Source organism: Rugosimonospora africana, assembly GCF_016862975.1.
GTDB classification, from domain to species: Bacteria; Actinomycetota; Actinomycetes; order Mycobacteriales; family Micromonosporaceae; genus Rugosimonospora; species Rugosimonospora africana.
In genome coordinates, this window is sequence record NZ_BONZ01000056.1 from 115,976 (window position 1) to 140,311 (window position 24,336).

General features: G+C 72.2%; 21 protein-coding genes. 7 read left to right on the forward strand and 14 right to left on the reverse strand.

Features of this window, described 5'->3' with window-relative positions; translation table 11 throughout:
• Nucleotides 1–2 precede the first annotated feature (2 nt).
• Genes eccCa through Raf01_RS28980 form a run of 3 tightly spaced genes read left to right on the forward strand, consistent with a single transcriptional unit; the run spans nt 3 to nt 5,158 of the window.
• A complete protein-coding gene (gene eccCa, locus Raf01_RS28970; protein ID WP_239134004.1) occupies nt 3–4,052 on the forward strand; it encodes a type VII secretion protein EccCa in 4,050 nt (1,349 codons plus the stop codon).
• Complete coding sequence (locus Raf01_RS28975; protein WP_203921204.1) at nt 4,049–4,465, forward strand: hypothetical protein; 417 nt, start codon at nt 4,049–4,051, stop codon at nt 4,463–4,465. Before eccCa ends, Raf01_RS28975 begins: the two co-directional genes overlap by 4 nt.
• A gap of 15 nt (nt 4,466–4,480) precedes the next feature.
• Nucleotides 4,481–5,158, forward strand: a complete 678-nt coding sequence (locus Raf01_RS28980; protein WP_203921205.1) for a hypothetical protein — start codon at nt 4,481–4,483, stop codon at nt 5,156–5,158.
• A gap of 29 nt (nt 5,159–5,187) precedes the next feature.
• Here the strand turns inward: Raf01_RS28980 and Raf01_RS28985 are convergent, their stop codons facing one another.
• Complete coding sequence (locus Raf01_RS28985; RefSeq protein WP_203921206.1) at nt 5,188–5,859, reverse strand: response regulator; 672 nt, start codon at nt 5,857–5,859, stop codon at nt 5,188–5,190.
• A complete protein-coding gene (locus tag Raf01_RS28990) occupies nt 5,856–7,247 on the reverse strand; it encodes a sensor histidine kinase (protein WP_203921207.1) in 1,392 nt (463 codons plus the stop codon). Before Raf01_RS28990 ends, Raf01_RS28985 begins: the two co-directional genes overlap by 4 nt.
• A gap of 179 nt (nt 7,248–7,426) precedes the next feature.
• On the opposite strand from Raf01_RS28990, the gene Raf01_RS28995 reads away from it, so the two are divergent.
• The gene (locus Raf01_RS28995) at nt 7,427–8,386 is read left to right on the forward strand and encodes a DUF4349 domain-containing protein (RefSeq protein ID WP_203921208.1); all 960 of its coding nucleotides are present in this window, start codon (nt 7,427–7,429) and stop codon (nt 8,384–8,386) included.
• 7 nt (nt 8,387–8,393) lie between these two features.
• Here Raf01_RS28995 and Raf01_RS29000 read toward each other — a convergent pair whose 3' ends face one another.
• The 5 genes from Raf01_RS29000 to Raf01_RS29020 all read right to left on the reverse strand — a co-directional run bounded on the left by Raf01_RS29000 (nt 8,394) and on the right by Raf01_RS29020 (nt 12,606).
• The gene (locus Raf01_RS29000) at nt 8,394–9,746 is read right to left on the reverse strand and encodes an outer membrane protein assembly factor BamB family protein (protein ID WP_203921209.1); all 1,353 of its coding nucleotides are present in this window, start codon (nt 9,744–9,746) and stop codon (nt 8,394–8,396) included.
• Nucleotides 9,747–9,982: 236 nt separating this feature from the next.
• Nucleotides 9,983–10,732: an SDR family NAD(P)-dependent oxidoreductase gene (locus Raf01_RS29005; protein WP_203921210.1), complete on the reverse strand. Its 750-nt coding sequence runs from the start codon at nt 10,730–10,732 to the stop codon at nt 9,983–9,985.
• Between the two features lie 31 nt (nt 10,733–10,763).
• On the reverse strand, nt 10,764–11,246 hold the full coding sequence (locus Raf01_RS29010) for an SRPBCC family protein (protein ID WP_203921211.1): 483 nt from the start codon (nt 11,244–11,246) through the stop codon (nt 10,764–10,766).
• Nucleotides 11,247–11,276: 30 nt separating this feature from the next.
• Nucleotides 11,277–11,612, reverse strand: a complete 336-nt coding sequence (locus Raf01_RS29015) for an ArsR/SmtB family transcription factor (protein WP_203921212.1) — start codon at nt 11,610–11,612, stop codon at nt 11,277–11,279.
• A 196-nt stretch (nt 11,613–11,808) separates the two neighbouring features.
• Nucleotides 11,809–12,606 (reverse strand): class I SAM-dependent methyltransferase, encoded by a 798-nt coding sequence (locus Raf01_RS29020; RefSeq protein WP_203921213.1) that lies wholly within the window; start codon nt 12,604–12,606, stop codon nt 11,809–11,811.
• 55 nt (nt 12,607–12,661) lie between these two features.
• Here Raf01_RS29020 and Raf01_RS29025 point away from each other — a divergent pair, with 55 nt between their 5' ends.
• Complete coding sequence (locus Raf01_RS29025) at nt 12,662–13,000, forward strand: DUF952 domain-containing protein (RefSeq protein ID WP_203921214.1); 339 nt, start codon at nt 12,662–12,664, stop codon at nt 12,998–13,000.
• A gap of 57 nt (nt 13,001–13,057) precedes the next feature.
• Here Raf01_RS29025 and Raf01_RS29030 read toward each other — a convergent pair whose 3' ends face one another.
• From Raf01_RS29030 to Raf01_RS29060, 7 genes are all read right to left on the reverse strand, one after another.
• Complete coding sequence (locus tag Raf01_RS29030; protein ID WP_203921215.1) at nt 13,058–13,498, reverse strand: nitroreductase family deazaflavin-dependent oxidoreductase; 441 nt, start codon at nt 13,496–13,498, stop codon at nt 13,058–13,060.
• 43 nt (nt 13,499–13,541) lie between these two features.
• The gene (locus Raf01_RS29035) at nt 13,542–15,635 is read right to left on the reverse strand and encodes a xanthine dehydrogenase family protein molybdopterin-binding subunit (RefSeq protein WP_203921216.1); all 2,094 of its coding nucleotides are present in this window, start codon (nt 15,633–15,635) and stop codon (nt 13,542–13,544) included.
• On the reverse strand, nt 15,632–16,999 hold the full coding sequence (locus Raf01_RS29040; RefSeq protein WP_239134005.1) for an FAD binding domain-containing protein: 1,368 nt from the start codon (nt 16,997–16,999) through the stop codon (nt 15,632–15,634). The genes Raf01_RS29035 and Raf01_RS29040 overlap by 4 nt, the downstream gene beginning before the upstream one ends.
• Nucleotides 16,996–17,529: a 2Fe-2S iron-sulfur cluster-binding protein gene (locus Raf01_RS29045; RefSeq protein ID WP_203921217.1), complete on the reverse strand. Its 534-nt coding sequence runs from the start codon at nt 17,527–17,529 to the stop codon at nt 16,996–16,998. Before Raf01_RS29045 ends, Raf01_RS29040 begins: the two co-directional genes overlap by 4 nt.
• Before the next feature lie 118 nt (nt 17,530–17,647).
• The gene (locus tag Raf01_RS29050; RefSeq protein ID WP_203921218.1) at nt 17,648–18,796 is read right to left on the reverse strand and encodes a nucleotide disphospho-sugar-binding domain-containing protein; all 1,149 of its coding nucleotides are present in this window, start codon (nt 18,794–18,796) and stop codon (nt 17,648–17,650) included.
• Nucleotides 18,797–18,885: 89 nt separating this feature from the next.
• Nucleotides 18,886–20,001 carry a helix-turn-helix domain-containing protein gene (locus Raf01_RS29055; protein WP_203921219.1) on the reverse strand — a complete coding sequence of 372 codons (1,116 nt, stop codon included), beginning with the start codon at nt 19,999–20,001 and terminating at the stop codon, nt 18,886–18,888.
• Nucleotides 19,998–20,750 (reverse strand): hypothetical protein, encoded by a 753-nt coding sequence (locus Raf01_RS29060; RefSeq protein WP_203921220.1) that lies wholly within the window; start codon nt 20,748–20,750, stop codon nt 19,998–20,000. Before Raf01_RS29060 ends, Raf01_RS29055 begins: the two co-directional genes overlap by 4 nt.
• 129 nt (nt 20,751–20,879) lie before the next feature.
• Between Raf01_RS29060 and Raf01_RS29065 the strand changes: the two genes are divergently transcribed.
• Both Raf01_RS29065 and valS read left to right on the forward strand, forming a co-directional pair.
• Nucleotides 20,880–21,269 carry a hypothetical protein gene (locus tag Raf01_RS29065; protein ID WP_239134006.1) on the forward strand — a complete coding sequence of 130 codons (390 nt, stop codon included), beginning with the start codon at nt 20,880–20,882 and terminating at the stop codon, nt 21,267–21,269.
• A 331-nt stretch (nt 21,270–21,600) separates the two neighbouring features.
• Nucleotides 21,601–24,291 carry a valine--tRNA ligase gene (valS, locus tag Raf01_RS29070; RefSeq protein WP_203921221.1) on the forward strand — a complete coding sequence of 897 codons (2,691 nt, stop codon included), beginning with the start codon at nt 21,601–21,603 and terminating at the stop codon, nt 24,289–24,291.
• Nucleotides 24,292–24,336: the final 45 nt, after the last annotated feature.

Genomic DNA, 24,336 nt, shown 5'->3' on the forward strand with positions numbered 1-24,336 from the left:
GTGTGGTCCATCGGCCGGCGCGCGCGATCCGCCCGCCGGCCGATCCGTCGCCTCGCGCGGTCGAGGCGCCGCCGACCCTGCCCGAGGGCAAGGCGGCGTCGAGCCTCATGATGATGCTGCCGGCGGTCGGCGTCACCGGGTCCATGTCGATGATGCTGTTCACCCGCGGCAGCGGGTTCGTGCTCATCGGCGCGCTGGTCCTGGTGCTCGCGCTCGCCGCCGGCGCCATGCTGATGCTGTCCCAGCGCGGGCAGGCGCTGCGCAAGCGGCGCCAGCAGCGCGAGCGATACCTCGACTATCTTCAGGAACTGCGCGAGGAACTGGCCGAGCGGGAGAAGACCGAGCGGGCGCAGGCGCGGCTGCTCAACCCGTCCGCCGAGGCGCTGGTGGAACTGGTCCGCGATCCGGCGCGGCTGTGGGAGCGGCGCCGCCTCGACCGGGATTTCCTGGCGGTACGGGTCGGTGTGGGTACGATGCCGGCGCAGGCGCTCGACCTGCCCGATCAGGGTACGGCGCTGAACCCGACCGACCCGTTCATGCTCGCCGAGGCGCGTGCCGTGCTGCGCCGGTTCCGCCACGCACCGGGCATGCCGCTGGTCGTACCGCTGGACCGTGCCGGCGACGTGAGCATCGTCGGCCCCCGCGACGCGGTGCTGGCCACCGCGCAGGCCATCATCACGCAGGCCGCGGCCTGCCACGCCCCGGAGGATCTGGCGCTGGCCGTGGCGCACTCCGCCGACCGCGAGCCCGACTGGCGCTGGGTCAAGTGGCTGCCTCACGTGCTGGACGCGGATACCCGGGACAGGCCGGCACCGGTACGGCGGATCGCGTCGAGCGTGGACTCGCTGCGCATGCTGCTGCACGGCGAGCTGAGCAACCGGGCCGCGTACGCCACCGAACTGCGCCGCGGAGTCTCCGACCGGCGCGGCATCGCCCTGCTGCACCGGCTGCTCGTCGTGCACGACACGTACGGCGGGGTGGCCAGCGGGTTGAACCTGGCCGACCTGGACGTATCCGCCGCCGACCTCGGCGTCTCCGTGCTCCACCTGGTGGCCGACCGCCTCCAGGAGCCGGACGACGTGGCGGTGCGCATCACGGTCGGCGGCCGGGACATCACGGTCGAGGACCTGCGCGGGGCTGCGACTGTCTACTCGGGACAGATCGATCCGGTCAGCCCCGGCCTGGCCGAGGGGCTGGCCCGGACGCTCTCGCCGCTGCGCCTGTCCCCGGAGTCGATCGAGGAGACGCCGCACGCCGGTGCGGTCGACGTGCCGACGCTGCTCGGCATCGACGAGCCGACCGCGTTGGACACCCGGCGGCTGTGGGCCGATCGCGGCGCACGGGCGTTCCTGCGCACGCCGATCGGGCTGGACGACGCCGGGGCCCCGCTGTATCTCGACCTCAAGGAGTCGGCCGACCTCGGGATGGGGCCGCACGGGCTGTGCGTGGGAGCGACCGGTTCGGGGAAGAGCGAGCTGCTGCGTACCCTCGTGCTCTCACTCGCCGCGACGCACCCGCCGGAGCAGTTGGCGATGGCGCTCATCGACTACAAGGGTGGCGCCACCTTCGCGCCGTTCGAGGATCTGCCGCATGTGGCCGGCGTCATCACCAACCTGGAAGATGACGCCGGGCTCATCGAGCGCGCGTACGCCAGCCTCGACGGCGAGGTGAAGCGGCGGCAGCAGGTGCTGCGTGAGGCCGGCCACGTCGCGAAGATCGCGGACTACGCGGTGCTGCGCGAGCAGCGGCCGGAGCTGGCGCCTCTGCCGTACCTGTTGGTCATCATCGACGAGTTCGGTGAGCTGCTCACCGCCCGGCCAGACTTCATCGAGCTGTTCCTGACGATCGGCCGGATCGGACGCAGCATCGGGGTCCATCTGCTGCTGTCCAGCCAGCGCATCGAGGGCGGCAAGCTCAAGGGCCTGGACGCGTACCTGTCGTACCGGCTGGGCCTGCGCACGTTCTCCGAGGCGGAAAGCCGTACCGTGCTGGAGACGCCGGACGCGTTCCACCTGCCGCCGTTGCCCGGCTTCGGCTACCTCAAGGTGGACACCACCATCTACCAGCGGTTCAAGGCGGCGTACGTGTCCGGACGGCTGCGCGCTCCGGAGGACCGGGCGTCCGCGGCCGAGGCGGACAATCAGCCCCTGGTGGCGCCGTACGAGCAGTACAACGCGCCGGCCACCGCGCCGGAGGACACCTCGGTGATGGCGGAGCGGGTGGTCGGCGAGACGCTGCTCAGCGTCATGGTGGGTCAGCTGGCCGCGGCCGCGTCCCGGGTACACCAGATCTGGCTGCCCCCGATCCCGGTGGCGTTGACCCTCGACCAGGTCGCCGGGCCGGCCGACCTGCGTGCCGGCGGGTACCGCCTGCAGCTCGCGCCGGGCGCCATGCGGGTACCCCTCGGGCTCATCGACGACCCGGCCCGGCAGCGCCAGGGACCGTGGGTGCTCGACCTCACCGAGGCCGGCGGGCACCTGGCAATCATCGGTGGCCCGCAGTCCGGCAAGACGACCCTGCTGCGTACCCTCGTCGCCTCGCTCGCTCTCACCCACACGCCGCACGACGTCGCGGTGTACGGCATCGACCTGGTCGGTTCGGGGCTGACCGCGCTGGCCGGCTTCCCGCACGTTGGCGGGGTGGCCGGACGGACCGACCGGGAACGGATCCGCCGCACCATCGAAGAGGTGCGGATGATGCTCGAACACCGTGAGCACCTGTGCCGGCAGGCCGGTGTCGACTCGGTCGAGCAACTGCGCGCCGCGCACCGCGAAGGGGAGCTGTCCGGCCTGGCCAGCGCCGACGTGGTTCTGGTCATCGACGGGTTCGGCGCGGTACGCAGCGACTTCGAGGACCTCGAGCCGTTGCTGGCGGACATCCTCCAGCGTGGCGGCGGGTTCGGCGTACACGTGGTCGCGTCGATGCTGCGCTGGAACGACGTACGGATCGCGTTGCAGGCGACCTTCGGCAGCCGGGTGGAACTGCGGCTCGGTGACCCGACCGACTCGTCGATCGGGCGACGGCTGGCCGAGACCATCCGCGCCGACCGACCCGGCCGGGCGCTGACCACGGCCCAGCTCTTCGCCCAGGTGGCGCTGCCCCGTACCGACGGGCAGGCTACGCCGGCCGATTCCGGCGAGGCGCTGGTGAAGCTCGCCGCGTCGGTGCGCAACGCCTGGCCCGGAGAGCCCGCCCCGCCGATCCGCGTGCTGCCGCACCAGATTCCGGCGACGTCGCTGTTCAACCAGTTCAACCAGCCGGGCGTGCTGCCGATCGCGGTGGACGAGATCGCACTCCGGCCGGTGCTGCTCGACCTGTTCCGCGTCGACCAGCACCTGATCGTGCTCGGCGACACCGGCTGCGGCAAGTCGAACCTGCTGCGGATGATCGCCCGGGGGCTGTCCGAGCGGCACTCCGCCGAGGAGGTCGTCTTCGCGGTGATGGACCCGCGCGGCATTCTCAAACAGCTGGCGCCGCAGGAGTTCGTCGGCGGCTACGCGAGCAACGTCAAGGCGTGCACGGCGCTCGCCGCAGGTGTGGCCAAGGAACTGGTCCGGAGGATTCCCGAGGAGCCGAGCGCGGCGATCGGCGCGACACCGGCGGGTACGGTCGCGACGGGCTCGGATCCGGTCGACTCCGGCCCAGTGCCGGCAGCGGACGCGGTACCCGCGCCGGGTGGCAACCCGCCGCACGTAGTCGTGCTCATCGACGACTACGACATGATGACGGCCGGCGGGTCGCATCCGCTGGAGCCGCTGCTGCCGTTCGTGCCGTCGGCCCGCGACATCGGCCTGCACATCGTGGTGACCCGCCGGGTGGCCGGAGCCTCGCGCGGCCTCTACGAGCCGTTCCTGCTGGCGCTGCGGGAGAGCGGAGCGTCGGGTCTGGTGCTGACCGGCGACCGCGAGGAGGGCCAGCTGTTCCCCGGCGTGTACGCCCAGCCGCTGCCGCCGGGCCGGGGCCGGTGGGTGCGCCGGGGCGAACCGGTACGCCTGGTGCAGACGGGCCTGGACCCGGCGACGCCGGGCGATCGGAGCGAGGCGGGCCGATGAGCCAGGATCTGGTGGTGCTGACACCGGGGCAGCCGGACGTGTCCGCGTTGCTGGCCGGGATGGCCGCGGCTGGCGAGGAACTGTTGGTGCTGGAGGTCGCAGACGGTCCGGTGATCCAGCTCTGCGACGCACCCGACGGTGAGACGCTCCGGCCGTTGCTGACCATCGAGGTACCGGTGATGGTCGCTGTGCCCGGCGAAGTCCGGCGGCTGCTCGGCGACGAGGTCGCCGACCGGGTACCGACGCCGGTGTGGTGGGTGGAAGTGCGGGCCGCGGGGGAGCCCGATTCCGCCATCCACTTCGGGTGGCGCTTCGCGGACGCGGTCGTCGGCAGGCTCGGCGGCCTCGTCTGGTCGGCGTCCGCGCGGCCGGCCGGCTCGACCGGGGTCGCCCGGGACGGTGCGTCGAGCTGATGGTGGGTTGAGGCGATGAACGACGACAATCCGCCGGTACCGGCAGGTGCGGTGAGCCAGGCCGACCTGACCGGGCGGCTGCGCGCACTCTGGACGTGGGCCGGCCAACCGTCCGAGGCGGCGCTGCGCTCACTGATCCGGATGCGCCGCACGGCGAGCGGATTCGTGGTGGAGGGTGTGCCGTCCGGCACGATGGAACGATTACTGGCCGGGGACGAGTCCGCCTGGGAATCGGTGGAGCCGTTCGTGGCCAGCTGCCTGCGGGTGGGCAGCCAGTCGCGGGAGCGCATCGACCAGGATCTGGCGGCCTGGCGCGAGGCGTGGCAGAGGATCGTGCCGCCCCGGCCGGCCGGCTCCTTCGCCGATCCGGTACCGGCGGGCACGGTACGGCGCCTGCTGTCGCGGGTACGGTCGCTGGCCGGCACCTCGCCGTCGGGTACCCCGGCGGGCGACCCGTACCTCGACCCGAGAACGCGGCGCACCACCGGCCGTCCGCCGTCGATGCCGGCGCTCCGGCCCGCGCTGGTCGCCGCGACCGCGGTGGCCGTGCTGTTCACGGCGGGAGCGTGGGCCATCGTCGACTCCGCCGACCCACGTGTCGGTCCGCACCCGGTTCCGTCGGTCAGCCGGTCCGGCGTGCCGGTGAGCGCGTCCCCGACCTCGTCGCCGAGCCCGCGACCGTCCGCGAAGTAAGGCACCCGGCGGGGTGGGGGAGCAGCCGGTCAGCGGTCGACCCGGCCCGGCGTGACCAGCCCGGTCTCGTAGGCGACCACCACCGCCTGCGCCCGGCTGGCCAGGTTGAGCTTGGTCATCGCGCGGTTGACGTGGGTCTTCACCGTGGCCTCGCTGAGCACGAGCCGGCCAGCGATCTCAAGGTTCGACAACCCCTCGGCGACCAGGCGCATGACCTCGACCTCGCGGGCGGTCAGGCTCCGCAGGTCCGGCGGCGGGCCGGGGGTGTTGTCGCGCCGGTCGGAGTATGCCTCGATCAGGCGCCGGGTGACCGTCGGCGCGAACAGCGTCTCGCCCGACGCGACCGTGTGGATGGCCGCGAGCAGCCGGTGCGGTGGGGTGTCCTTGAGCAGGAAGCCGCAGGCCCCGGCGCGCAACGCGGAGAACACGTACTCGTCCAGGTCGAACGTGGTCAGGATGAGGACCCGGGGACGGTGCGGACGGCTGTCGGCGAGGATCTGCTGGGTCGCCTCGACCCCGTTGAGGCCGGGCATCCGGATGTCCATCAGTACGACGTCGGGTCGGTGCGTCGCGGCCAGCGTGACCGCTTCCAGCCCGTCGGCGGCCTCGGCGACCACCTCCAGCCCGGGCGCGGCGTGAATCAGGGCGGACAGGCCGGCCCGGATCAAGACCTGATCGTCCACCACGAGCACGCTCGTCATCGCCGTACGACCTCCCGATCGTCCTCCCGCTCGGCCACGATCGCGGACGGCGGTGCCGGTTTCGCCGCGGCCGGCAGCGGCAGCATCAGCTCGACCGTCCACCCGCCGCCGACGCGTGGCCCGGCCTCCACCGCCCCTCTGTACAGCTTCGCCCGTTCGCGCATGCCGGCGAGCCCCAACCCCTGCCTGCCCGCCGGGGTGAGCTTGCCCGCCGGTGTGAGCCCGGCCGTCGGTGTGAGCTTGCCCGTCGGTGTGAGCCCGCCCGACGGCGCCCCACCCGCCGGCAGCCCGCGCCCGTCGTCGCGGATCCGGACGGTCAGCGCGCCGGCAGCGTAGTGCAGGTCGACGAACGCGCTCGCCCCGGCCGCGTGTTTGAGAACGTTCGTCAGGCACTCCTGGATCACCCGGTAGGCGCACAGGTCGGCGCCCGGCGGCAGCGCCCGGGGAGTACCGGTCACCCGCACCTCGACCGGTACGCCGGCGGCCTTCATCCGCCCGATCAGCTCGCTGAGCTGCCCGAGGCCGGGTGCCGGACGGTATGCCTCGCTCCTGTCCTCCGCCAGCTGCGTTCCGGTGCGCAGGACGGCCAGCAGCCGGCGCAACTCCTCCAGCGCCTCGCCGGTGGTGTCCAGCACGGTGCCCAGCGCCTCACCGGCGGTCACCGGGTCGGACTCCAGCACGTACCGCGCCAGGCCGGCCTGGATCGACACCACCGAGAGGTGGTGAGCGACGACGTCGTGCAGTTCCCGGGCGATGCGCAACTGTTCGTCGATGACCGCGCGGCGGGCCAGCTCCTCCTGGTCCCGGCGCAACTGCGCGGCGGACACGGCCAGTTGGGTGCCGCGGTCGGCCAGCTCCCGGGCGCAGTCGCCGACCTTCCACACGATGGCGGAGAGCACGATGCTCTGCACGACGACAAACGGCGTCGAACTGTTCGGATCGAGCAGCCCGCCGTACAGCCAGATGCCGGCTCCCGCCGCCGCCCCGGCCATCGCGACCAGGCGCGGCCGGCTGGCGGCGACCGTGTACCCGACGAGCATGGCGCCGAAGCTGTTCACCACCGGCGAGTAGCCGGCCCTGATGTAGAGGAACCAGAGGACGCAGTAGAGCGCCAGTGCGGTGACCGGGACCCGCCGGCGCACGAAGGTCAGCAGGTTGACCGTGGCGGTCAGGACGTAGCCGGTCGCGTCGAACGGCCGCCAGGGTGCGGAGCTGTCGTGACCCCACAACAGGCAGACGACGGTGATCGAGAGGGCGAGCGCCGCGTCGATCGACGCGGAACCCTCCATCCACGGCTGCCACTGCGGCCCGGAGAAGCTCGACGCGACGCGCGCCCGGAGGCCGGCGACGGACGCGCGGTTGGGTTCGAGGCGTGCGGTGTGTCGCACTCGGTGACTCCCTCCGGTCGTCCGGGCGGGCCGAGGCCGAGGCTACCAAACCACCGCAGAGGCATCCGGCCGTCGTGGACGGCTTTCCGGTGTACGCGGTGGCCGTTCGTCAATCCAATCGTGACGTGTCCGTGGCCGGACGCCAGGAACCGCTCCCGGTACCGGGGCGTCGGATCGGCATGAGATCGGTTACCCGCCGGTGGCGCAGAGCCACCGTACTCATCACCGTCGGGCTGGCGCTGGCCGCCGGCTCGGCCGCGTGTTCCGCGGATTCCCACAGTTCGGCACGGTCGCTCTCGGGCGGCACCGCTGCCAAGGCCCCGGCTGCCCCCGACGGCGGCGGCAACGCGAACTCGAAGGTGCAGGTCGGTGGCAACGCGCAGGCGGTCGTCCCGGCCGGCAAGCCCGGTTCGCTGCCGACCCTGAGCCGCGACATCATCTACACCGGCTCGATAACGGTGCGGGTCAACAACGTCGACGCCGCCGCCGGCCAACTGGAAGGGCTGGCAGCCGCGGCCGGTGGGTTCGTCGGCGGGGACACCCGCGACCTGAACGCGGGCCAGTCGACCGCGACGCTGGTGCTGCGGATCCCCGCGGAGAAGTTCGGCGGCATCCTGGACGCGATCGGCAAACAGCTCGGCGGCCACGAGATCGCCCGCAAAGTGTCCACGGAGGACGTCACCGACAAGGCGATCGACCTGGACGCCCGGATCCGCAGCCAGCAGGCGAGTGTGGACCGGGTGCGGGCGCTGCTGGCCAAGGCGGAGTCGCTGACCGACATCACCACCATCGAGAGCCAGCTCACCCAGCGCGAAGCCGACCTGGAGTCGATGCAGGCGCAGAAGCGCAACCTGAACGACCTGACCACACTGTCGACCATCACGGTGTCCCTGCTCGGCCCGGAGGCGGCGGTGGCCAAGCCGAAGCCGAAGCCGGCGAGCGGCTTCTGGCCCGGGCTGAAGCACGGCTGGCACGCGTTCCTCGGCGCGTTGCAGGTACTGCTGCTGATCCTCGGCGCGGTGCTGCCGTTCGCCGTGGTCATCGGGGTGCCCGTACTCGCGGTGCTGTGGCTGCGCCGCCGCCGGCGGGCGACGCGGGCGGCCGTACCGGCTCCGGCGCCGGAGACCCCGGCGGTGTGACCGGCGTTCACCCGTCCGAGGCGGGCCGGCCGACCCAGATGTCGACCGGCCCGTCATAGTCCGAGCAGGCCAGGTACAGCCGTCCGGTGCGGTCTATCTCGCACGTGCCCCGCATGGCGTCGGGCAGGAACGCCACCGGTCGCACCGCCGTGCCGGCCCGATCGAGCGCGCCGACCCAGGTGCCGAGCGGGCCGCGCCGGCCGGTGGTGAGCAGCGCCGGCTGCCCCCGGATGATGGGTTCCAGCGGCGACCAGTCGCCCAGGTCGAGCGTGAGCCGACCGGTCTCGGGGTCGAGCAGGACGACCCGGCCATCCGGGTCCTGCTCGCCCGGGACGTTGGTCGCCTGAACGAGGCCGCCGAGCCCACCACCCATAATCCACCGCAGGGTGGCCCACCGGCGTTCGCCGGTCGCCGGGTCGACCGCGATCATGTTGTCGTCGCTGCTGACGCACAGCACGGCCAGACAGTCGGCGACGTTGAGGACCCGCTCACCGACCTCGGTGCTCCACAGTTTGTCCAAAGTGGACATCTGGTACGCGGAAACGCCGGTCACGTCGTGGGGCAGCAGGTAGGTCACGATCAGCCGGTCGCCGGCAGAGAGGGCGCCGAATCCGGGGGAGTCGTCCAGCGGGCTCTGGTACGAATCGGTGTCCAGCCGTCCGGACACGAGCGTGCGGGCGGTGTCCTCGTCGAGGATCTGTGCCGACCCGTCCGCTGACCGGAGCACCAGCCGCCGGGAGGCGAGAACCTTCGCCCGGGTACCGGCGGGAAGCGGGCGTGACCACACCGTGGCGCCGGACCGGGTGTCGAGGAGGCGCAACTCTCTCGGTCCCCCGGACGGCGCGACAAACACCAGCATGCGCGGGCCGACGCTGGTCGTGTCGTCGAACACCATCGCGTCGGCCAGCCGCCACAGCACGCTCCCGGTCGCCGCGTCCAGGGCCATGACCTGCCGCGGCTGTTGAGGATTCGTGCCCTCGGCGAGGATCACGCCGACCGTGGCGGCGGCCGGGTACGCGTACAGCTGGGCGGGCAACAGGGCCCGCCACTGGTGCCGGCCGCCCGGCAGGCTGTAGGCGTCGATCCTGCTGCGCCTCGCCGGAGGCGTCGACCGCACCACGAACACCTGGTCGCCGGACAGCGAGTAGAAGTCGCCCGGCGACGCCGGTACCGACTCGACCAACCGGAACGCCGGGACGGGCGCGACCGGGCGGGCCGAGACCGCCACCAGCAGCAGGCAGGTCAACATGCCGATCGCGAGCCTGGTACGACGCCCGACGCGCCAGACGGATCCGACCGGCGGGTCGCGCGGCTCCCAATCGGTGTCCAGCTCGATGACCAATCCGGCCTCCCCATCCACCCGCGCCGATCCCACCATAGATCCCCGGTGAGTCGCCGCGGGCGGACCAGATCACGCGGACTGGAAGGCGTCAGGCCACGTCTCGAAGTACCTGGCCGGCCTGCGGCGGATCCAGACGACGACCGGCCGCGTTGTCGTCTCGTCCGGATACAACACCGGTATCCGGACGAAACTCCGCCTTGCCGGATCGCCGCCTGGACCTCGCCTCGGCTCGACCGAGCACGTCGAGACCCGGCCTAGTTGACCTCGGAGCCACAGGTGATGTTCAGCGACGTCGCGGTCATCGCGCGGGCCAGATCCGAGGCGGCGAACGCGGCCACGTTGCCGACATCGTCGAGCGTCGCGGCCCGGCCGAGCATCGTCTTTCCCTCGATGGCGGCGACGATGGCGTCGCGCCCCTCGAAGTCCTCCGGCATCACCTCGACGATCCCGCCGGTCTGGATGGTCAGTACCCGGATGCCGTGCGGTCCGAGTTCACGCGCCAGCGCACGGCGCAGCGCCTCGACGCCACCGAACGCGACCTGGAGCCCGCCGACGCCGGGTACCGGGTCGCCGTACCCGCCGAACGTGAGGATGACCCCGGAGCCCTGCCGGATCATGTGCCGGGCGGCCGCCCGGGCGGTCAGGAACATGGTCCGTACCGCCGTCACGACAGGCTGCTCGAAGTCCGCCAGCGTCATCTCGACCAGCGGCGTGCCCTGCACGTCACGCATGGAGATGAGGTTGAACGAGATGTCCAGGCTCCCCGCGCCGGCCACCACGGCGTCGGCGTGTTCGTCGACCGCCGTCCCGTCGAGCGCGTCGACCTCCGCCGTCTCGGCTTTCCCGCCGCCCGCCCGGATGTCCCGCGCCACCGCCTCCAGCGTGGCCCGGGTGCGGCCGGCCAGATGTACCGTCGCGCCCTCGCGGGCGAAGGCTCGTGCCACGGCACCGCCGATCGCGCCGCCCCCGCCGTAGATGACCGCGTTCCTGCCGTCGAGCAACACGTGCGTCCTCCTGATCGTCTCTGGGCGGCGCTCAGCGCGCCGCGGTGAGCTGTGCGACGAGTTCGTCGAGCCGGGCCATCGAGTCCTCGACGCCGGTCTCCATGCCGGACTCGACATACCCGTCGCGGTCCTCGACGGACTGGAACACCGAGTTCTGCCGCAGCACGGTCGTACCGTCGCGTTCGTCGAATGTGATCGTGTTCAGGAATACGTGCCCGGGCACGTTCTCGTATTCATAGGTCTGCACGATGCCGTCCGGTGACGGTGTCCCGTGGTAGTAACCGCGGAACGCGTGCGGGTTCCCGTCCGTGTCGTACTGGGTGTAGCGCCAGGCGCCGCCGTCGCGGACGTCCAGCCGGTCGACGGTCATGCGTACCCCGCGCGGGCCGAGCCAGCGCACCAGAAGTGCCGGGTCGGTGTGCGCGCGGAACAGCACCTCGCGCCGAGCGGAGAACTGTCTGCTGATGAGAATCTGGGGTACTCCCGGCAGCGCGACGATGTCCGTCCGCCCCATGCCGTGCTCCTTTTCGGTAGGCGCGAGCGGTCAGTCCGCCTGCTCGCCGTCGAGCGCGGCGAGAAGTTCGTCGAGCCGGTCGTAGCTCTCGTCCCAGTACTCCCGGTATCGGGCGAGCCACGCGGTCGCCTCGCGCAGCGGCCGCGCCTGAAGGTGGCTCAACCGTGCGGTCGCGCGGCGGCTGCGGGAGATGAGCCCGGCCTGCTCCAGGACCCTCAGGTGCCGGGAGATGGCCGGCTGGGACATGCTGAACGGCTCGGCGAGCGTCGCGACGGTCGCCTCGCCCTTGGTCAGTCGCGCGAGGATGGCCCGACGGGTCGGGTCGGCGAGCGCACCGAACACCGCGCTGAGCTGGTCTACAGGCATCGATAACCACTCTGTTTAGAAACGAATCGGTTATAGAGTGCCGCGGCCGGCGGCCGCTGTCAAGCCGACCGGCTTCACGCCGGGCCGGTGTCGGGTCGGGCGGGTGTCGGATCGGGCGGTGTCGGGTCGGGCTGCTGTGAAGCCGAGCGGGTGTCGGGTCGAGCCGGTGCCGGTCGAGGCGGTGCCGGTCCGAGCGTCAGGCTCGCCGGGCGATGGCGAGCAGGTGGCTGCTCGCGCCCAGCAGGCTCGGCTCGTCCTCGATCTGCCGCACCATGTCCAGAACGAGCTCCGGGCCGCCGGGCTCGTCGAGGAGGTCGTTCAGCGCCTCCCCGCTAATCCACAGTGGACTCTCGGTGGCGACGACGCGCTCCAGGACCAGCCCCGCATCGGCCACCTCGTCCGGAAGCTCCTCGGGACGGTGGAAGTACGCCGTGGTGAACCACCGCTCGTCGCCGTCGGTGTTGTGGTGCTCCCCGCTCTCCAGTACCCGGTCGATGATGGGCCGGAAGCGCGCCTCGCGGACGAAGCCCCGGACGAACCCGTCGAAGAAGCTGGCGAACCGGCTGATGGTCGCGGCCACCGCCACTCCGCCCGGCCGCAGCACGCGAGCCGCCTCGCGCCAGGCGGACACCCGGTCGTCCCGGTCCGGAAGGTGGTACAGCGGCCCGAGCAGCAGCACGGCGTCGGCGCTGCCGTCCCGCGCCGGCAGCGTCCGGGCGTCGCCCAGCGTCGCGGTCACTCCGGGCAGCGCGCTGGCGTCGGCGACGTGCTCCGGCACCGGATCCACCAGGTGCACCCGGTAGCCGGCCCGGGCCAGCGGCGCGGCATATACACCGGTGGCGCCGCCGACGTCCAGGACCAGGGCCGGGGCCGGTGGCAGCACTCGGGTCAGCACGTCCCAGGTGCGCAGGAATTCAAGCCGGCCGTGCCCTTCGGCGAGCCGGCTGCGTTCGCCGCCGGCACGGTAGTAGTCCAGGATTTCGGTGGGCAGCATGCCGACCATCCTCGGCGCCGCCGGAAGGCGCCGGCAACCCATTAGTGTTGATGGAATGATCTACAAGCTGCTGGCGTCCGGCGAGTGGGCGCGGGCTCAGCCGTGCGGCCGGTACGACGGCTCGGCGGTGGACCTGCAGGACGGGTTCATCCACTTCTCCGGCAGGGACCAGGTGGTGGAGACGGCGGCCCGGCACTTCGCCGGGCAGACCGGGCTCGTCATGCTCAGCGTCGACGAGGCGCGGCTGGGTGAACAGTTGCGCTGGGAGACGTCCCGGGGCGGTGCGCTGTTCCCGCACCTGTACGGTCCGCTGCCGGTCGACGCCGTGGTGGCCGTGGCGCGGGTACCGGAAAATGTGCCGGTCGCGGACGCGGTCGCGGCGTTGCTGGAGTAGTCCCGCGGGGCCGGCCGGGTTCGCCGACCGGCCCGCTCGGCCTTCTGCCGATCGCGCTCAGCCCTCGGCCGGCTCGGCGATGAAGACCGGGATTTGGCGCGTGGTCTTCTTCTGGTAGTCGGCGTAGTCGGGGTAGGCGGCGACCGCGCGCTCCCACCAGGCGTCCCGCTCCGGCCCGGACAGCTCGCGGGTGACCATCCTGGCCCTTGTGGGCCCGTCCTGCACCTCGACGTTCGGGTCGGCGATCAGGTTGTAGTACCAGCGCGGGTGCTCCGGCGACCCACCCTGCGACGCGACCAGCCCGTACCGGCCCTCGTGCTCGACACGCATCAGCGGCGTCTTGCGGATCTTGCCAGTCTTCGCGCCCCGGTTGGTGACCACGATCACCGGCGTTCCCCGCAGGTCGGTACCCCGGGTGCCGCCCGAGCTCTCGTACTCCTCGACCTGGTCGCGGACCCATCGCCGGGGACTCGGCTCGTACTCATCTGCCACGGTCATGATCCTTAGTAAACTCCCCGGACCGGACGCCGTACACGGCCGGCTACCAGGCCACGAGCTTGTCGAGAGTGATGGGCAGGTCGCGGATCCGCACGCCCGTGGCGTGGTAGACCGCGTTGGCGATGGCCGCCGCGGTACCCACGATGCCCAGCTCGCCGACGCCCTTGGTGCCCATCGGGTTGACGTACGGGTCGTCCTCATCCAGGCAGTGCACCTCGACGTCGCCGACGTCGGCGTTGGAGCTGACGTGGTACGTCGCGAGGTCCTGGTTGACCACGTGACCGAAGCGAGGGTCGAGCACCCCCTCCTCGTGCAGCGCCATAGACAGGCCCATCGTCATGCCACCGAGCAGCTGCGAGCGCGCCGTCTTCGGGTTGACGATGCGGCCGGCGGCGAACACGCCGAGCAGCCGGGGTACCCGCACCTCGCCGGTCTCCGCGTTCACCCGTACCTCGGCGAACTGGGCGCCGAAGCTGTGCAGGGCGTATTGGCTGGCGTACCGGTTCTCCGGCATCCGTGCGGTCACTTCCAGCCCCTGGCGCGGGATGGAGCCGCCCCGGCCCAGCCGGTCGCGCAGTTGGCCCGCCGCCTCGCAGATGACCGCTCCCCAGCTGGCGATGCCCGACGAGCCACCGGCCGAGCTCGCGTTCGGGTACGCGGTGTCGCCGATGCGCAGGTCGACGCTGCCCACCGGTACGCCGAGGGCGTCGGCGGCCACCTGGGTCAGCGCGGTCCAGGTGCCGGTGCCCATGTCCGCGGCCGCGATCAGCACCGTGTACCGGCCGTCCGGGTCCGCCCGGATCGTCGCCATCGAGCCCGACTGCTGCAACGCGTGGTACGTGGAGGCGGCCACCCCGGTGCCGACCAGCCAGCCGAGCTCGTTGCGCGCCCTCGGCTTCGGGTCGCGGTGCTCCCAGTCGAAGCGCTGCGCGCCCTCCTGCAGGCAGCCGATCAGGTTGCGACTGCTGAACGGCAGCCCGCTGGCCGGATGGATCTCGGGCTCGTTGCGGATGCGCAGCTCGATCGGGTCGATCCCGCACTCCACCGCCAACTCATCCATGGCGCACTCGATGGCGAACATCCCCGGGCAGTCGCCGGGCGCCCGCATGATGCAGGGTGTCGGGACATCCAGGGACGTGACGAGCTGGCGGGTGCGCAGGTTCGGTGCGGCGTAGATGGTCGCCGTGGGCCGGGTGCAGTGTTCCGCGTACTCCACGAGTTTCGAGGTGGCCGACGTGCTGCTGTGCGAGAACGCCATGATGCGGCCGTCGCGTTCGGCGCCGATCTGCAGCCGCTGGACGGTCGGCGGCCGGTACCCGGCCTGGGAGAACATCTGTTGCCGGGTGAGCGCGAACTTCACCGGCCGGTTGGGCACCATCCGGGCGGCCAGCAGGGTGAGCACCACGTCGGGATTCGCGTGGACCTTCGACCCGAACGCGCCGCCGACGTTGGATGACACCACCCGTACCCGCCCGGGATCCAGCCCGAACAGTGCGGTGACGACGTCCCGGATGCCGGACACGCCCTGCGTGGACACGTAGAGCGTGAGGCCGTCCTCGGACCACAGCGCGGCCGTGGTGTGCGGTTCCAGCGGATTGTGGTACTGCCGGGCGGTGGTGTAGACGCGGTCCAACCGAACCGGGGCGGACGTCAGCACGGCGTCGACGTCGCCCTTGTCCAGCTCCATCGGGAACTGGGCCGAGGCCGCCGACGGTACCCAGAAGTCGTCGCGGTCCCCGTGCAGCTCGACGTCGTGCGGCTCCTCCTGGTATTCGAGCCGGACCAGCGATGCGGCGTGCCGGGCGATCTCCGAGGTCTCCGCGATCACCCCGGCGACGAACTGGTTGCGGAACGCGACCCGGTCGGACTGCAGGATGTTCAGCTCGCCCTGGCCGGCCGGAATGTTGGTGCGCGGCGCGTTGTACTGGTTGAGAACCATGAGCACGCCTGGAGTGGAGCTGGCCGAACGGCAGTCGATGCCGATAATCCGCCCGCGGGCGATGGTGGACTGCACCGGGTACAGGTAGGCCGGATGGTCGAGCGGTTGTTCGAAGGCGTACCGGGCCACGCCGCGTACCTTGTCCGGGCCGTCGATCCGGTCGATTACCTCGCCCATTGCCCGGGCCGTGACGGTCATGCCGGCGGTCCGCTCGGTTCCGGTCCGGATTCCATCTCGGGATCCATGATGGCGGGGTCGATCGCCGGGCCGCCCTGAGGTTGCGCGCCGGGGTTGTTGGGCGGCTGCGCGGCGCCGGGGTCTTGCGGCTGCGCGGCATGTCGCGGCTGGGCGCGGTCCTGTGGTGGCGTGGCCTCTTGCGGCCGCGTGGCCTCTTGTGGCTGCTCGGCCTCTTCTGGCGGCGCGGCATGTCGCGGCTGGGTGCGGTCTTGTGGCGGCGCTGCCCCGGCGGCGGCCGCCGGCGGTGCATTCGGGTCCAGGCCGCGCTCGGCCGCGTTCGGGTCCGGCCCGCTGGGGTCCGGGGCGTCCGGACTCGCCGGCGGCGGCGCCATGCCGCCCAGGTCCGGCCCGGCGAGGTCCAGCAGCGTGCGCACGATGGTGTTGCGGGCGAGCGGCACCTTGAACGCGTTGCCGGGCAACGGATCGGCTTCGGCGAGTTCGGCCTCCGCCGCCTGCCGGAATCGTTCCTCCGAGACCGGGCCGCCGCGCAGCGCGTCCTCCGCGATCCGGGCCCGCCACGGCTTGTGCGCCACGCCGCCCAACGCGATCCGTACGTCGCGGACCATGCCGTCGGCCACGTCCAGGATTGCCGCGACCGAGACCAGGGCGAAGGCGTACGAGGCGCGGTCGCGCACCTTGCGGTACCGGGCCCGGACCCCGTCCGGCAGCGGCGGCAGGTCGATCGCGGTGATGAGTTCGCCGTGCTCCAGAACCGTGTCGTGCTCGGGATCCTGGCCCGGCAGCCGGTGCAGCTCGGCGACCGGGATGCTGCGCTCGCCGTTCGGGCCGAGCGTGTGCACGACCGCTTCCAGCGCGACCATCGCCACCGCCATGTCGGACGGGTGGGTGGCCACGCACGCCGGAGAGATCCCGAGGATGCCCAACTCGCGGTGGTACCCGTCGATCGCGGAACATCCCGAGCCCGGCTGCCGCTTGTTGCACCCGGTCGTCACGTTCTGGAAGTACACGCAGCGCGTGCGCTGCAACAGGTTCCCGCCGGTGGTGGCGAGGTTGCGCAGCTGGCCCGACGCGCCGGAGAGGAGGGCCGCGGACAGCAGCGGGTACCGAGTGCGGATCAGCGGATCGGCGGCCAGGTCGCTGTTCGGTACGGCGGCCCCGATGCGCACCCCGCCGTCGGGCAGCTCCTCGATCCGGTCCGAGGTCAGCCGCCGTACGTCGACGAGTACGTCCGGCCGGGCGACGTCGAGCCGCATCAGGTCGACGAGGTTCGTACCGCCGCCCAGAAACGCTCCCTGCGGCTCACGGGAGAGCAGCGCCACCGCCCCGGCCACGTCGTCGGTGCGCTCATAGCGGAACGGCCTCATCGTCCGGCAACCTCCTTGACGGCCGGCACGATGTTGGCGTACGCGGCGCAGCGGCACAGGTTGCCGCTCATGCGTTCACGGATCTCGTCCTCCACGAGTACCCCGGAACCGCCGCCGTCGGCGCTCACGTTGGAGCTGGCGAAGTCCGGTGTGACCGCGCTCGGCCAGCCGGCACGAGCCTCGTCCAGCATGCCGACGGCCGACACGATCTGCCCCGGGGTGCAGTACCCGCACTGGAACGCGTCGTGCCGGATGAACGACTCCTGCATCGGGTGCAGCGCGCCGTCCTGCGCCAGCCCGGCGGCCGTGACGATCTGCGCGCCCTGGTGCGCCACGGCAAGCGCCAGGCAGCTGTTGACCCGCCGCCCGTCCAGCAGCACGGTGCAGGCGCCGCACTGGCCGTGGTCGCAGCCCTTCTTCGGACTCGTGTTGCCCAGCCGCTCGCGCAGCGCGTCGAGCAGGCTGGTGCGGGTGTCCACAACCAGCCGGTGTTCGGCGCCGTCCACCCGGAGGCTGATCTCGACGTCCATGGCACTCCGCTCCGACGCCACTCGATCGTACGAACAAGTCCAAGCTACTTGAAATGGGCGGAATACGGAGCGAAAGGTACTTAGAGCCAGCCGGTCAGCTGGGTTTGCCGGCAGGCCGTTAAGGGAGGGTGGCCGCCACATCGGCCGGGGCGGGCATGGCCGCGATCTCGTCGCGTACCTCCCCGGCGGCCTTTGCCAGACCCGGATCCGTGAGCAGCCGTCGCAGATGGTCGGCGGTGATCCGGCGGGGTGCCACCGCCAGCCCGGCGCCCCGCGCCGCGACCACCTCCGCGTTGTGCCGGCGGTCGCCGGGCCCGGGGACGACGAGTTGGGGCACGCCGGCGGCCAGTGCGGCGAGGATCGTTCCGGTGCCGCCGTGGTGCACGATCGCGGCGCAGCCCGCCAGCGCCTCGGCGAGCGGGATCCAGCCCACCGCCCGGATGTTCGACCCACCAGCCCGGCTCGGCGCGTCTGGCGCCGCGCCGGTGTCCGGACCGGTCGTGAGAAGCCCGGCGCGGCGGATCAGCCGCTCGCTCGGGCGGACGAGGACGAACTCGGCGTCGACGTCCGGCGCGGCGGCCACCACGGCACCCATCAGGTCGCCTCCGGCGGGTCCGGCGACGGTGCTGCGGCTGACCAGGATGCGGGGGCGGGCGGACGGTTCGCGCAGGTCGTCGGGGAGGCTGCCGTCGCCGCCGTACGGAACCGGTCGCATCGGCGTGCCCGTACGGTGCCCGACCAGGCTGGCCGGCGCGGTGCGGAGGATGGCCGTGGCCGGTGGTACGCCGTCCATCCGCGGCCGGCGCATCGCGTCGCCGACGACCCGCGCCAGCTCCGCGTCGTCGAACAGGCTGGAGCCGTGCAGTACGGCCGGGACTCCGGCCCGGGCGGCGGCGAGCGCGCCGGCGACGGCGAGCGGCTCGTGCACCACCAGGTCGGGAGCCCACTCGTCGACCAGCGCGACGACGGCGTCCGCCAGCCCCTCGTTCACCGCCGCGAACAGCAGCGAGACTCCTCGGGTGCCGGCCGTGCCGGCCAGCTCGGCGCGGGCGATCAGCGGGTGCCGCAGCATGAGCCGCCGGGCGATGGTGCCGATGTCGAACCCGGGAGCGATGTCCCGTACCGGCAGGCCGGCCGGCTGGGTACGGGCGGCGTCGCCACCGCTGGCGATCAGAACGTCGTGCCCGGCGTCGCGCATCGCGCGGGCGAGCGGGACCATCGGGTAGAGGTGACCGACCAGTGGTGCCGAGACGAACAGAACGCGCATCCGTTGCTCCCCGTGTCGATGTTCAGCTGTCGGTGCGTACGTACCGTCACGAGCGTCAGCCCGTCACGAGCGTCAGCCCGTCACGAGCGTCAGTGGGTCACGAGCGTCAGCTTCGGGCGCTTCGGTGGCGTGCGCGCGGCGCCGCCGTTGACCGCCGTGGGGACGAGCCCGAATACGTGCCGGTTCAGCTCGGCGACGGTGATGTGCAGGTCGTTCGCGATGTCGGCCGGGCCGATGCCCTCGGCGCGCAGCACCTGGAACACGCGGGCGAGCAGGGGAGAGGTCTCCCGGGTGATGCCGCCCGGTTCTCCGGTGCGGTAACCCCGCCGGGACAGGTCGACGCAGGCCGTCCGGTATCCCCAGTCGGTGAGCAGGTCCAGCTCGTGCAGCCGGTGGGTCAGCGCCATGGCGGCCACCCGCCAGTGCTGCTTCGCGTCGAGGATGCGGTCGATGGCGGCGTTGGCGAGATGATGCGCCAGGACATCGGCGCGTGGCATGAGCATCGCCGCGGCGAACCGGTTGGCCTCCTGCTCGGCGTCTGTGCCGTGAGGCAGCCGGTGTTCGCTGTGCAGCACCAGGTGCCCCAGTTCGTGGGCGGCGTCGAACCGGCCGCGCTCGCCGGACTTGGCGGTGTTCAGCAGCACGTACGGGGTGGAGCGCCAGACGAACGAGAACGCGTCCACCGCGGCGCAGTCGGCGGCGAGCGAATACACCCGTACCCCGTGCGCCTCCAGCAGCCGTACGAGGTTGCCCAGCGGCGCGACGCCCAGCCCCCAGCGGGCGCGCACCACCTCGGCCGCGGTCTCCGGGTCGAGGGTGGGCAGCGACGGCACGTCCGGCGTGGGAAGGTCGAACCGCTGCTCGATCCACTCGGCGAGCAGCAGGGCGATGCGGCCGGCGCTGCGCGCGGTGTCGCGCTGGCCCGCGGTGAGCTTGCTGGGTGCCCGGAAGCTGATGGCGTCGAGCGGGATCTCGTCGACGTCACCGGCGTTCAGGAACCCGACCGGCACGTCGAGGGCGGCGGCCAGCCGGTGCCGGGTGTCCCCGGTGGGCTCCTGGCGCCCGTTCTCGTACGCGGACAGGCTGCGCACGCTGACTCCGACCTCGGTGGCGAGCTGGACCAGCGTCAGCCCGCGCCGCTTACGCGCCAGAGTGAGCCGGCTCGGGGTCAGTACCGGGCCGCCGGACGGCTGGCGGGCCCTCACGCGCCGCGGCGGAAGACGAGGACGTCCGGCTCCCCGGCCTGGTCGGAAGCGATCGGACCGCCGACCCGCAGCGGGACGATGGGTTCGAGCGGGACGGCCGGCTCGAGCGGGATCGGTGGCAGGACCACACGCTCGACCCAGGTGTCGATGTAGCCCTCGACCATCGAGTCGGGCAGGGACAGCTCCGCGCGGATCTCGGTGTCGGTCACGTTGTACAGCAGGATCCAGGTGGCCGTGCCGTCGTCCTCGGCGTCGAACAGCGCGTCGCCGGTGGGCAGGCCGCCGCTGTCCAGGTCATCGCTGTCCACGCCATCGCCGCCCGGCGGCCGCCGGTCTTCCAGGTCCGAGAGGTCGATGGGCAGGCTCAGCTGAAGGAAGTTGCGGCCGACCGCCTCGATGGTGGCCAGACCCTTCTCGTACCGGGTGGACGGCAGCGCGTGCGGGAAGCCGGTGGCGCCGTCGCCGAGCGTGGTGATGACGGCCACGCGCCGGTCGGGGCTGACCGTGCGCGCCAGGTTGCGCGGGTTGTCGAACGACCAGCCGAACGGGATCAGCCGCTCGCGCAGCAGCCGCACGGTCCGCGAGTATCGCGCCATGCCCTGCATGTTCGGCGGATCCAGGGGCGTGTAGCTGCGCGCCTCGGCATCCGCGCCGCGCAGCGCGAATTCCAGGACTTCCACGCTGAGGCCCAGCTCGGTCAGCCGTTCGGCGGCCCGGTCGCCGTCGAACACCGGGCACTGCTGCCGCATCCCGTGTCCCCTCTCGCCGGTGACCCGCCTCGGCGGGCTGTGCTTCCGGAAATCATCCCTCATCGGAGGCGGAGAATCGCGAAGTGCCCCCCGGCGTGTCGCCGGCTCCGGGGCGGCCAGAATGGGTCGGTGATCGAGGGCTACGTCCGGTTCCAGAGTCCGGATCCCAACGCGCGCGGCACGTTCCCCGGCATCTTCGCGCTGGTCAACGGGTTGGCGAGGCGTGGGACGTTGACCGCGGCGCAGGAGCGGTTCTGGCGCGAGAACAACGAGTGGTTCACCGCTGCCTACCCGGACCCGTCGACCGTGGACCCGTCGGTGTACGACCGTGCCGTCAACCCGGGCGCCGCGGCGTGGTTCAAGACGAGCGCGGGGCCGCTGCTCGATCGTGTCGACGGGTACCTGGAGATTCTCGCGCACCACGGGGTGGCCTGCGTCCGGCTGGAGCGGGCGGAGCCACCGGGTCGGGTGCTCTACGAGGACGAGTACCAGATCGTCGTGGCGCCGGCCGCGCCCTGACCGCTGTCCCCGAATCCGGAAACCGGTCCGGAAACGGGCTCGGTGCGCCCGCTGTCCGGTTCGGAACCGCGGCCGACCCCGACAGCGGTAGGATGGGTACCTCACCGAGGCACACGAGGAGCTGCCGTGAACACGCCCACCCGCCCGCGCATCGCCACGTCGACGCCGTCGACGTCGCGCGTATGCCGGTCGAGCGTGGCCTGTTCGGCGGTACGGGTATCCCGCCCGTCGGGCGTACGCCGAGTACGCGAGACGGCCTGACGCGCCACCGCGCGTCCCGCCGTCATCCCACCGGGAACCCGCACCCATCCGCCTCGAAAGGTGATCAGCTATGACCGCTCAAGAGCGGCCGCTTGACCGCGACGCCTCGTCCCTCGGCGCCGCTGGCGGCCGGACGACTCCAGGCCGTGCCGTGCCCGAGAAACCCTCGCTGGACGGCATCGAAGAACGTCACGCGCATCGCTGGGAGACCGACGGCACCTACCGGTTCGACCGCGGCCGTACCCGCGACGAGGTCTACTCCATCGACACCCCGCCGCTGACCGCCAGCGGCAGCCTGCACGTGGGACACGTGTACAGCTACACGCACACCGACATCGCGGCGCGGTTCTGGCGCATGCGCGGGCGGGAAGTGTTCTACCCGGTCGGCTGGGACGACAACGGCCTGCCCACCGAGCGGCGCGTGCAGAACTACTTCCACGTGCGGTGCGACCCTTCCCTGCCGTACCGGCCCGACGAACTGGCTGCCCTCGGCGTCACCGGCGGCGACCTGCCCGAGGCGGCCAGCCGCAAGCGCCGCGAACAGCCACCGACCCGGCTGTCCCGGCGCAGCTTCATCGAACTGTGCACGCTGCTGACCACGCGCGACGAGAAGGCGTTCGAGACACTGTGGCGCCGGCTGGGGCTGTCCGTCGACTGGTCGAGGACGTACACGACGATCGGCTCCACGGCCCGGCGGGTCGCCCAGCGCGCGTTCCTGCGTGGGCTCGCGGCCGGCGAGGCATACCACGCGCTCGCGCCGACCGCCTGGGACGTGGACTTCCAGACCGCCGTGGCGCAGGCGGAGCAGGAGGACCGCGAGGTGGACGGCGCCTATCACCGGTTGCTGTTCGAGCTGGACTCGCTTTCCGGGCCGGACGGCGACTCGCTCTCCGGGCCGGACGGCGGCCGGGCAGGCGACGGCCGGGCAGGCGACGGCGGGGCACCGGCCATCGAGGTCGACACCACCCGGCCGGAGCTGCTGCCGGCCTGCGTGGCCCTGGTCGCGCACCCGGACGACGACCGGTACCGGGGGCTGTTCGGTCGCACCGCGTCGAGTCCGCTGTTCGGCGCCCGGGTGCCGATCCTCGCGCACCACCTGGCGGATCCCGCGAAGGGCACCGGGATCGCGATGGTGTGCACCTACGGCGACGTGACCGACGTGATCTGGCAGCGTGACCTGCGCCTGCCGATCCGGTCGATCCTCGGGCGCGACGGCCGGTTCATCGAGGCCGACCTCGATCTGCCGGCCGAGGGGGCGGCGGCGTACGCCACTCTGGTGGGCCGGTCCGTGTCCCAGGCGCGGCGGGAGATCGTGTCCCGTCTCGCCGAGACCGGCCGGCTCGCGGGCGAGCCCCGGCCGATCCGGCATCCGGTGAAGTTCTTCGAGAAGGGGGACCGGCCGCTGGAGATCGTGACCAGCCGGCAGTGGTTCATCCGTACCCTCGAACACCGCGACGCGTTGCTGTCCGCCGGCCGGGAACTGAGCTGGCAACCGGAGTTCATGCGCCGCCGGTACGAGGACTGGGTGTACGGGCTCTCGTCCGACTGGCTGATCAGCCGGCAGCGGTACTTCGGCGTGCCGTTCCCGGTGTGGTACCCGCTGGACGAGCACGGCGAGCCGCGCCACGACGCGCCGATCCTGCCGGACGAGTCGACGCTGCCGATCGATCCACTGGCCGACACGCCACCCGGCTACGGCGAGGCGGACCGCGACCGGCCCGGCGGCTTCACCGGCGACACCGACGTCATGGACACCTGGGCGACGTCGTCGCTGACTCCGCGGATCGCTGGGGGCTGGTGCGAGGACGAGGACCTGTGGAGCCGGGTGTACCCGATGGATCTGCGGCCGCAGGCGCACGACATCATCCGCACCTGGCTGTTCACCACGGTGACCCGGGCCCGGCAACTGGACGGGACGCTGCCCTGGCGGACTGCGGCGATCTCGGGCTTCATCACCGATCCGGACCGCAAGAAGATGTCGAAGTCCACTGGCAACGTGGTGACTCCGATGCAGCCGCTGGAGGAGTACGGCAGCGACGCGGTGCGGTACTGGGCGGCGAACGGCCGGCCGGGGGCGGACACCGCGTACGACACGAACCAGATGCGCGTGGGTCGGCGGCTGGCCACGAAGATCCTGAACGTGAGCCGGTTCGTGTTGGGGCTGGGACCGGCCGCGGCCGCGGACCCCGCATCCGAACCCGCGTCGGCCGTCGCGGTGACCGAGGCACTCGACCGGGCGATGCTCGCCGCGCTGGATGTCGTGGTGGCGGACGCGACCGTGGCGCTGGAGGCGCTGGACTACACCCGCGCGCTGGAACGGGTGGAGACGTTCTTCTGGACGTTCTGCGACGACTACGTGGAGCTGGTGAAGGGACGGGCGTACGGGACCGGTCCGGCGGCACGGTCGGCGCGGTCCGCTCTGGAGTACGCGCTCGACGTCCTGCTGCGCCTGTTCGCGCCGGTGCTGCCGTACGTGACCGAAGAGGTGTGGTCGTGGTGGCGCGATGGTTCGATCCACCGCGCACCGTGGCCGCGGCGCTCACCGTCGACCGGGGGCGGAGCCGGCGATCCGGCGGTGTTCGCCGCGGCGTCCGCGCTGATCGGCGCCGTCCGGCGGGCGAAGGCGGGCGCCGGTGTGTCCCCGCGTACCGAGACGCCGTCGGTCACCATCCCGGCGGACACGCCCGGGCTGGCGCATCTGGACGCGGTGCGCGGCGACGTGCTGGCAGCGGCACACGCGGGCGACGTGATGACGGCTTGACCTCCGCGAGCCCCGGCCCCGACCGCTTTTCGGCGGTCGGGGCCG

Excerpts from the sequence above, each read along its gene's own strand:
- Raf01_RS29015 (WP_203921212.1), bottom strand. The coding sequence starts at position 11,612 with ATGCCTGTAGACCAGCTCAGCGCGGTGTTCGGTGCGCTCGCCGACCCG.
- Raf01_RS29040 (WP_239134005.1), bottom strand. The coding sequence starts at position 16,999 with ATGAGGCCGTTCCGCTATGAGCGCACCGACGACGTGGCCGGGGCGGTG.
- Raf01_RS29010 (WP_203921211.1), bottom strand. The coding sequence starts at position 11,246 with ATGGGGCGGACGGACATCGTCGCGCTGCCGGGAGTACCCCAGATTCTC.
- Raf01_RS28985 (WP_203921206.1), bottom strand. The coding sequence starts at position 5,859 with ATGACGAGCGTGCTCGTGGTGGACGATCAGGTCTTGATCCGGGCCGGC.
- valS (WP_203921221.1), top strand. The coding sequence starts at position 21,601 with ATGACCGCTCAAGAGCGGCCGCTTGACCGCGACGCCTCGTCCCTCGGC.
- Raf01_RS28980 (WP_203921205.1), top strand. The coding sequence starts at position 4,481 with ATGAACGACGACAATCCGCCGGTACCGGCAGGTGCGGTGAGCCAGGCC.
- Raf01_RS29050 (WP_203921218.1), bottom strand. The coding sequence starts at position 18,796 with ATGCGCGTTCTGTTCGTCTCGGCACCACTGGTCGGTCACCTCTACCCG.
- Raf01_RS29020 (WP_203921213.1), bottom strand. The coding sequence starts at position 12,606 with ATGCTGCCCACCGAAATCCTGGACTACTACCGTGCCGGCGGCGAACGC.
- Raf01_RS28995 (WP_203921208.1), top strand. The coding sequence starts at position 7,427 with ATGAGATCGGTTACCCGCCGGTGGCGCAGAGCCACCGTACTCATCACC.
- Raf01_RS29035 (WP_203921216.1), bottom strand. The coding sequence starts at position 15,635 with ATGACCGTCACGGCCCGGGCAATGGGCGAGGTAATCGACCGGATCGAC.
- Raf01_RS29045 (WP_203921217.1), bottom strand. The coding sequence starts at position 17,529 with ATGGACGTCGAGATCAGCCTCCGGGTGGACGGCGCCGAACACCGGCTG.
- Raf01_RS29060 (WP_203921220.1), bottom strand. The coding sequence starts at position 20,750 with ATGCGGCAGCAGTGCCCGGTGTTCGACGGCGACCGGGCCGCCGAACGG.
- Raf01_RS28975 (WP_203921204.1), top strand. The coding sequence starts at position 4,049 with ATGAGCCAGGATCTGGTGGTGCTGACACCGGGGCAGCCGGACGTGTCC.
- Raf01_RS29030 (WP_203921215.1), bottom strand. The coding sequence starts at position 13,498 with ATGACCGTGGCAGATGAGTACGAGCCGAGTCCCCGGCGATGGGTCCGC.
- Raf01_RS29025 (WP_203921214.1), top strand. The coding sequence starts at position 12,662 with ATGATCTACAAGCTGCTGGCGTCCGGCGAGTGGGCGCGGGCTCAGCCG.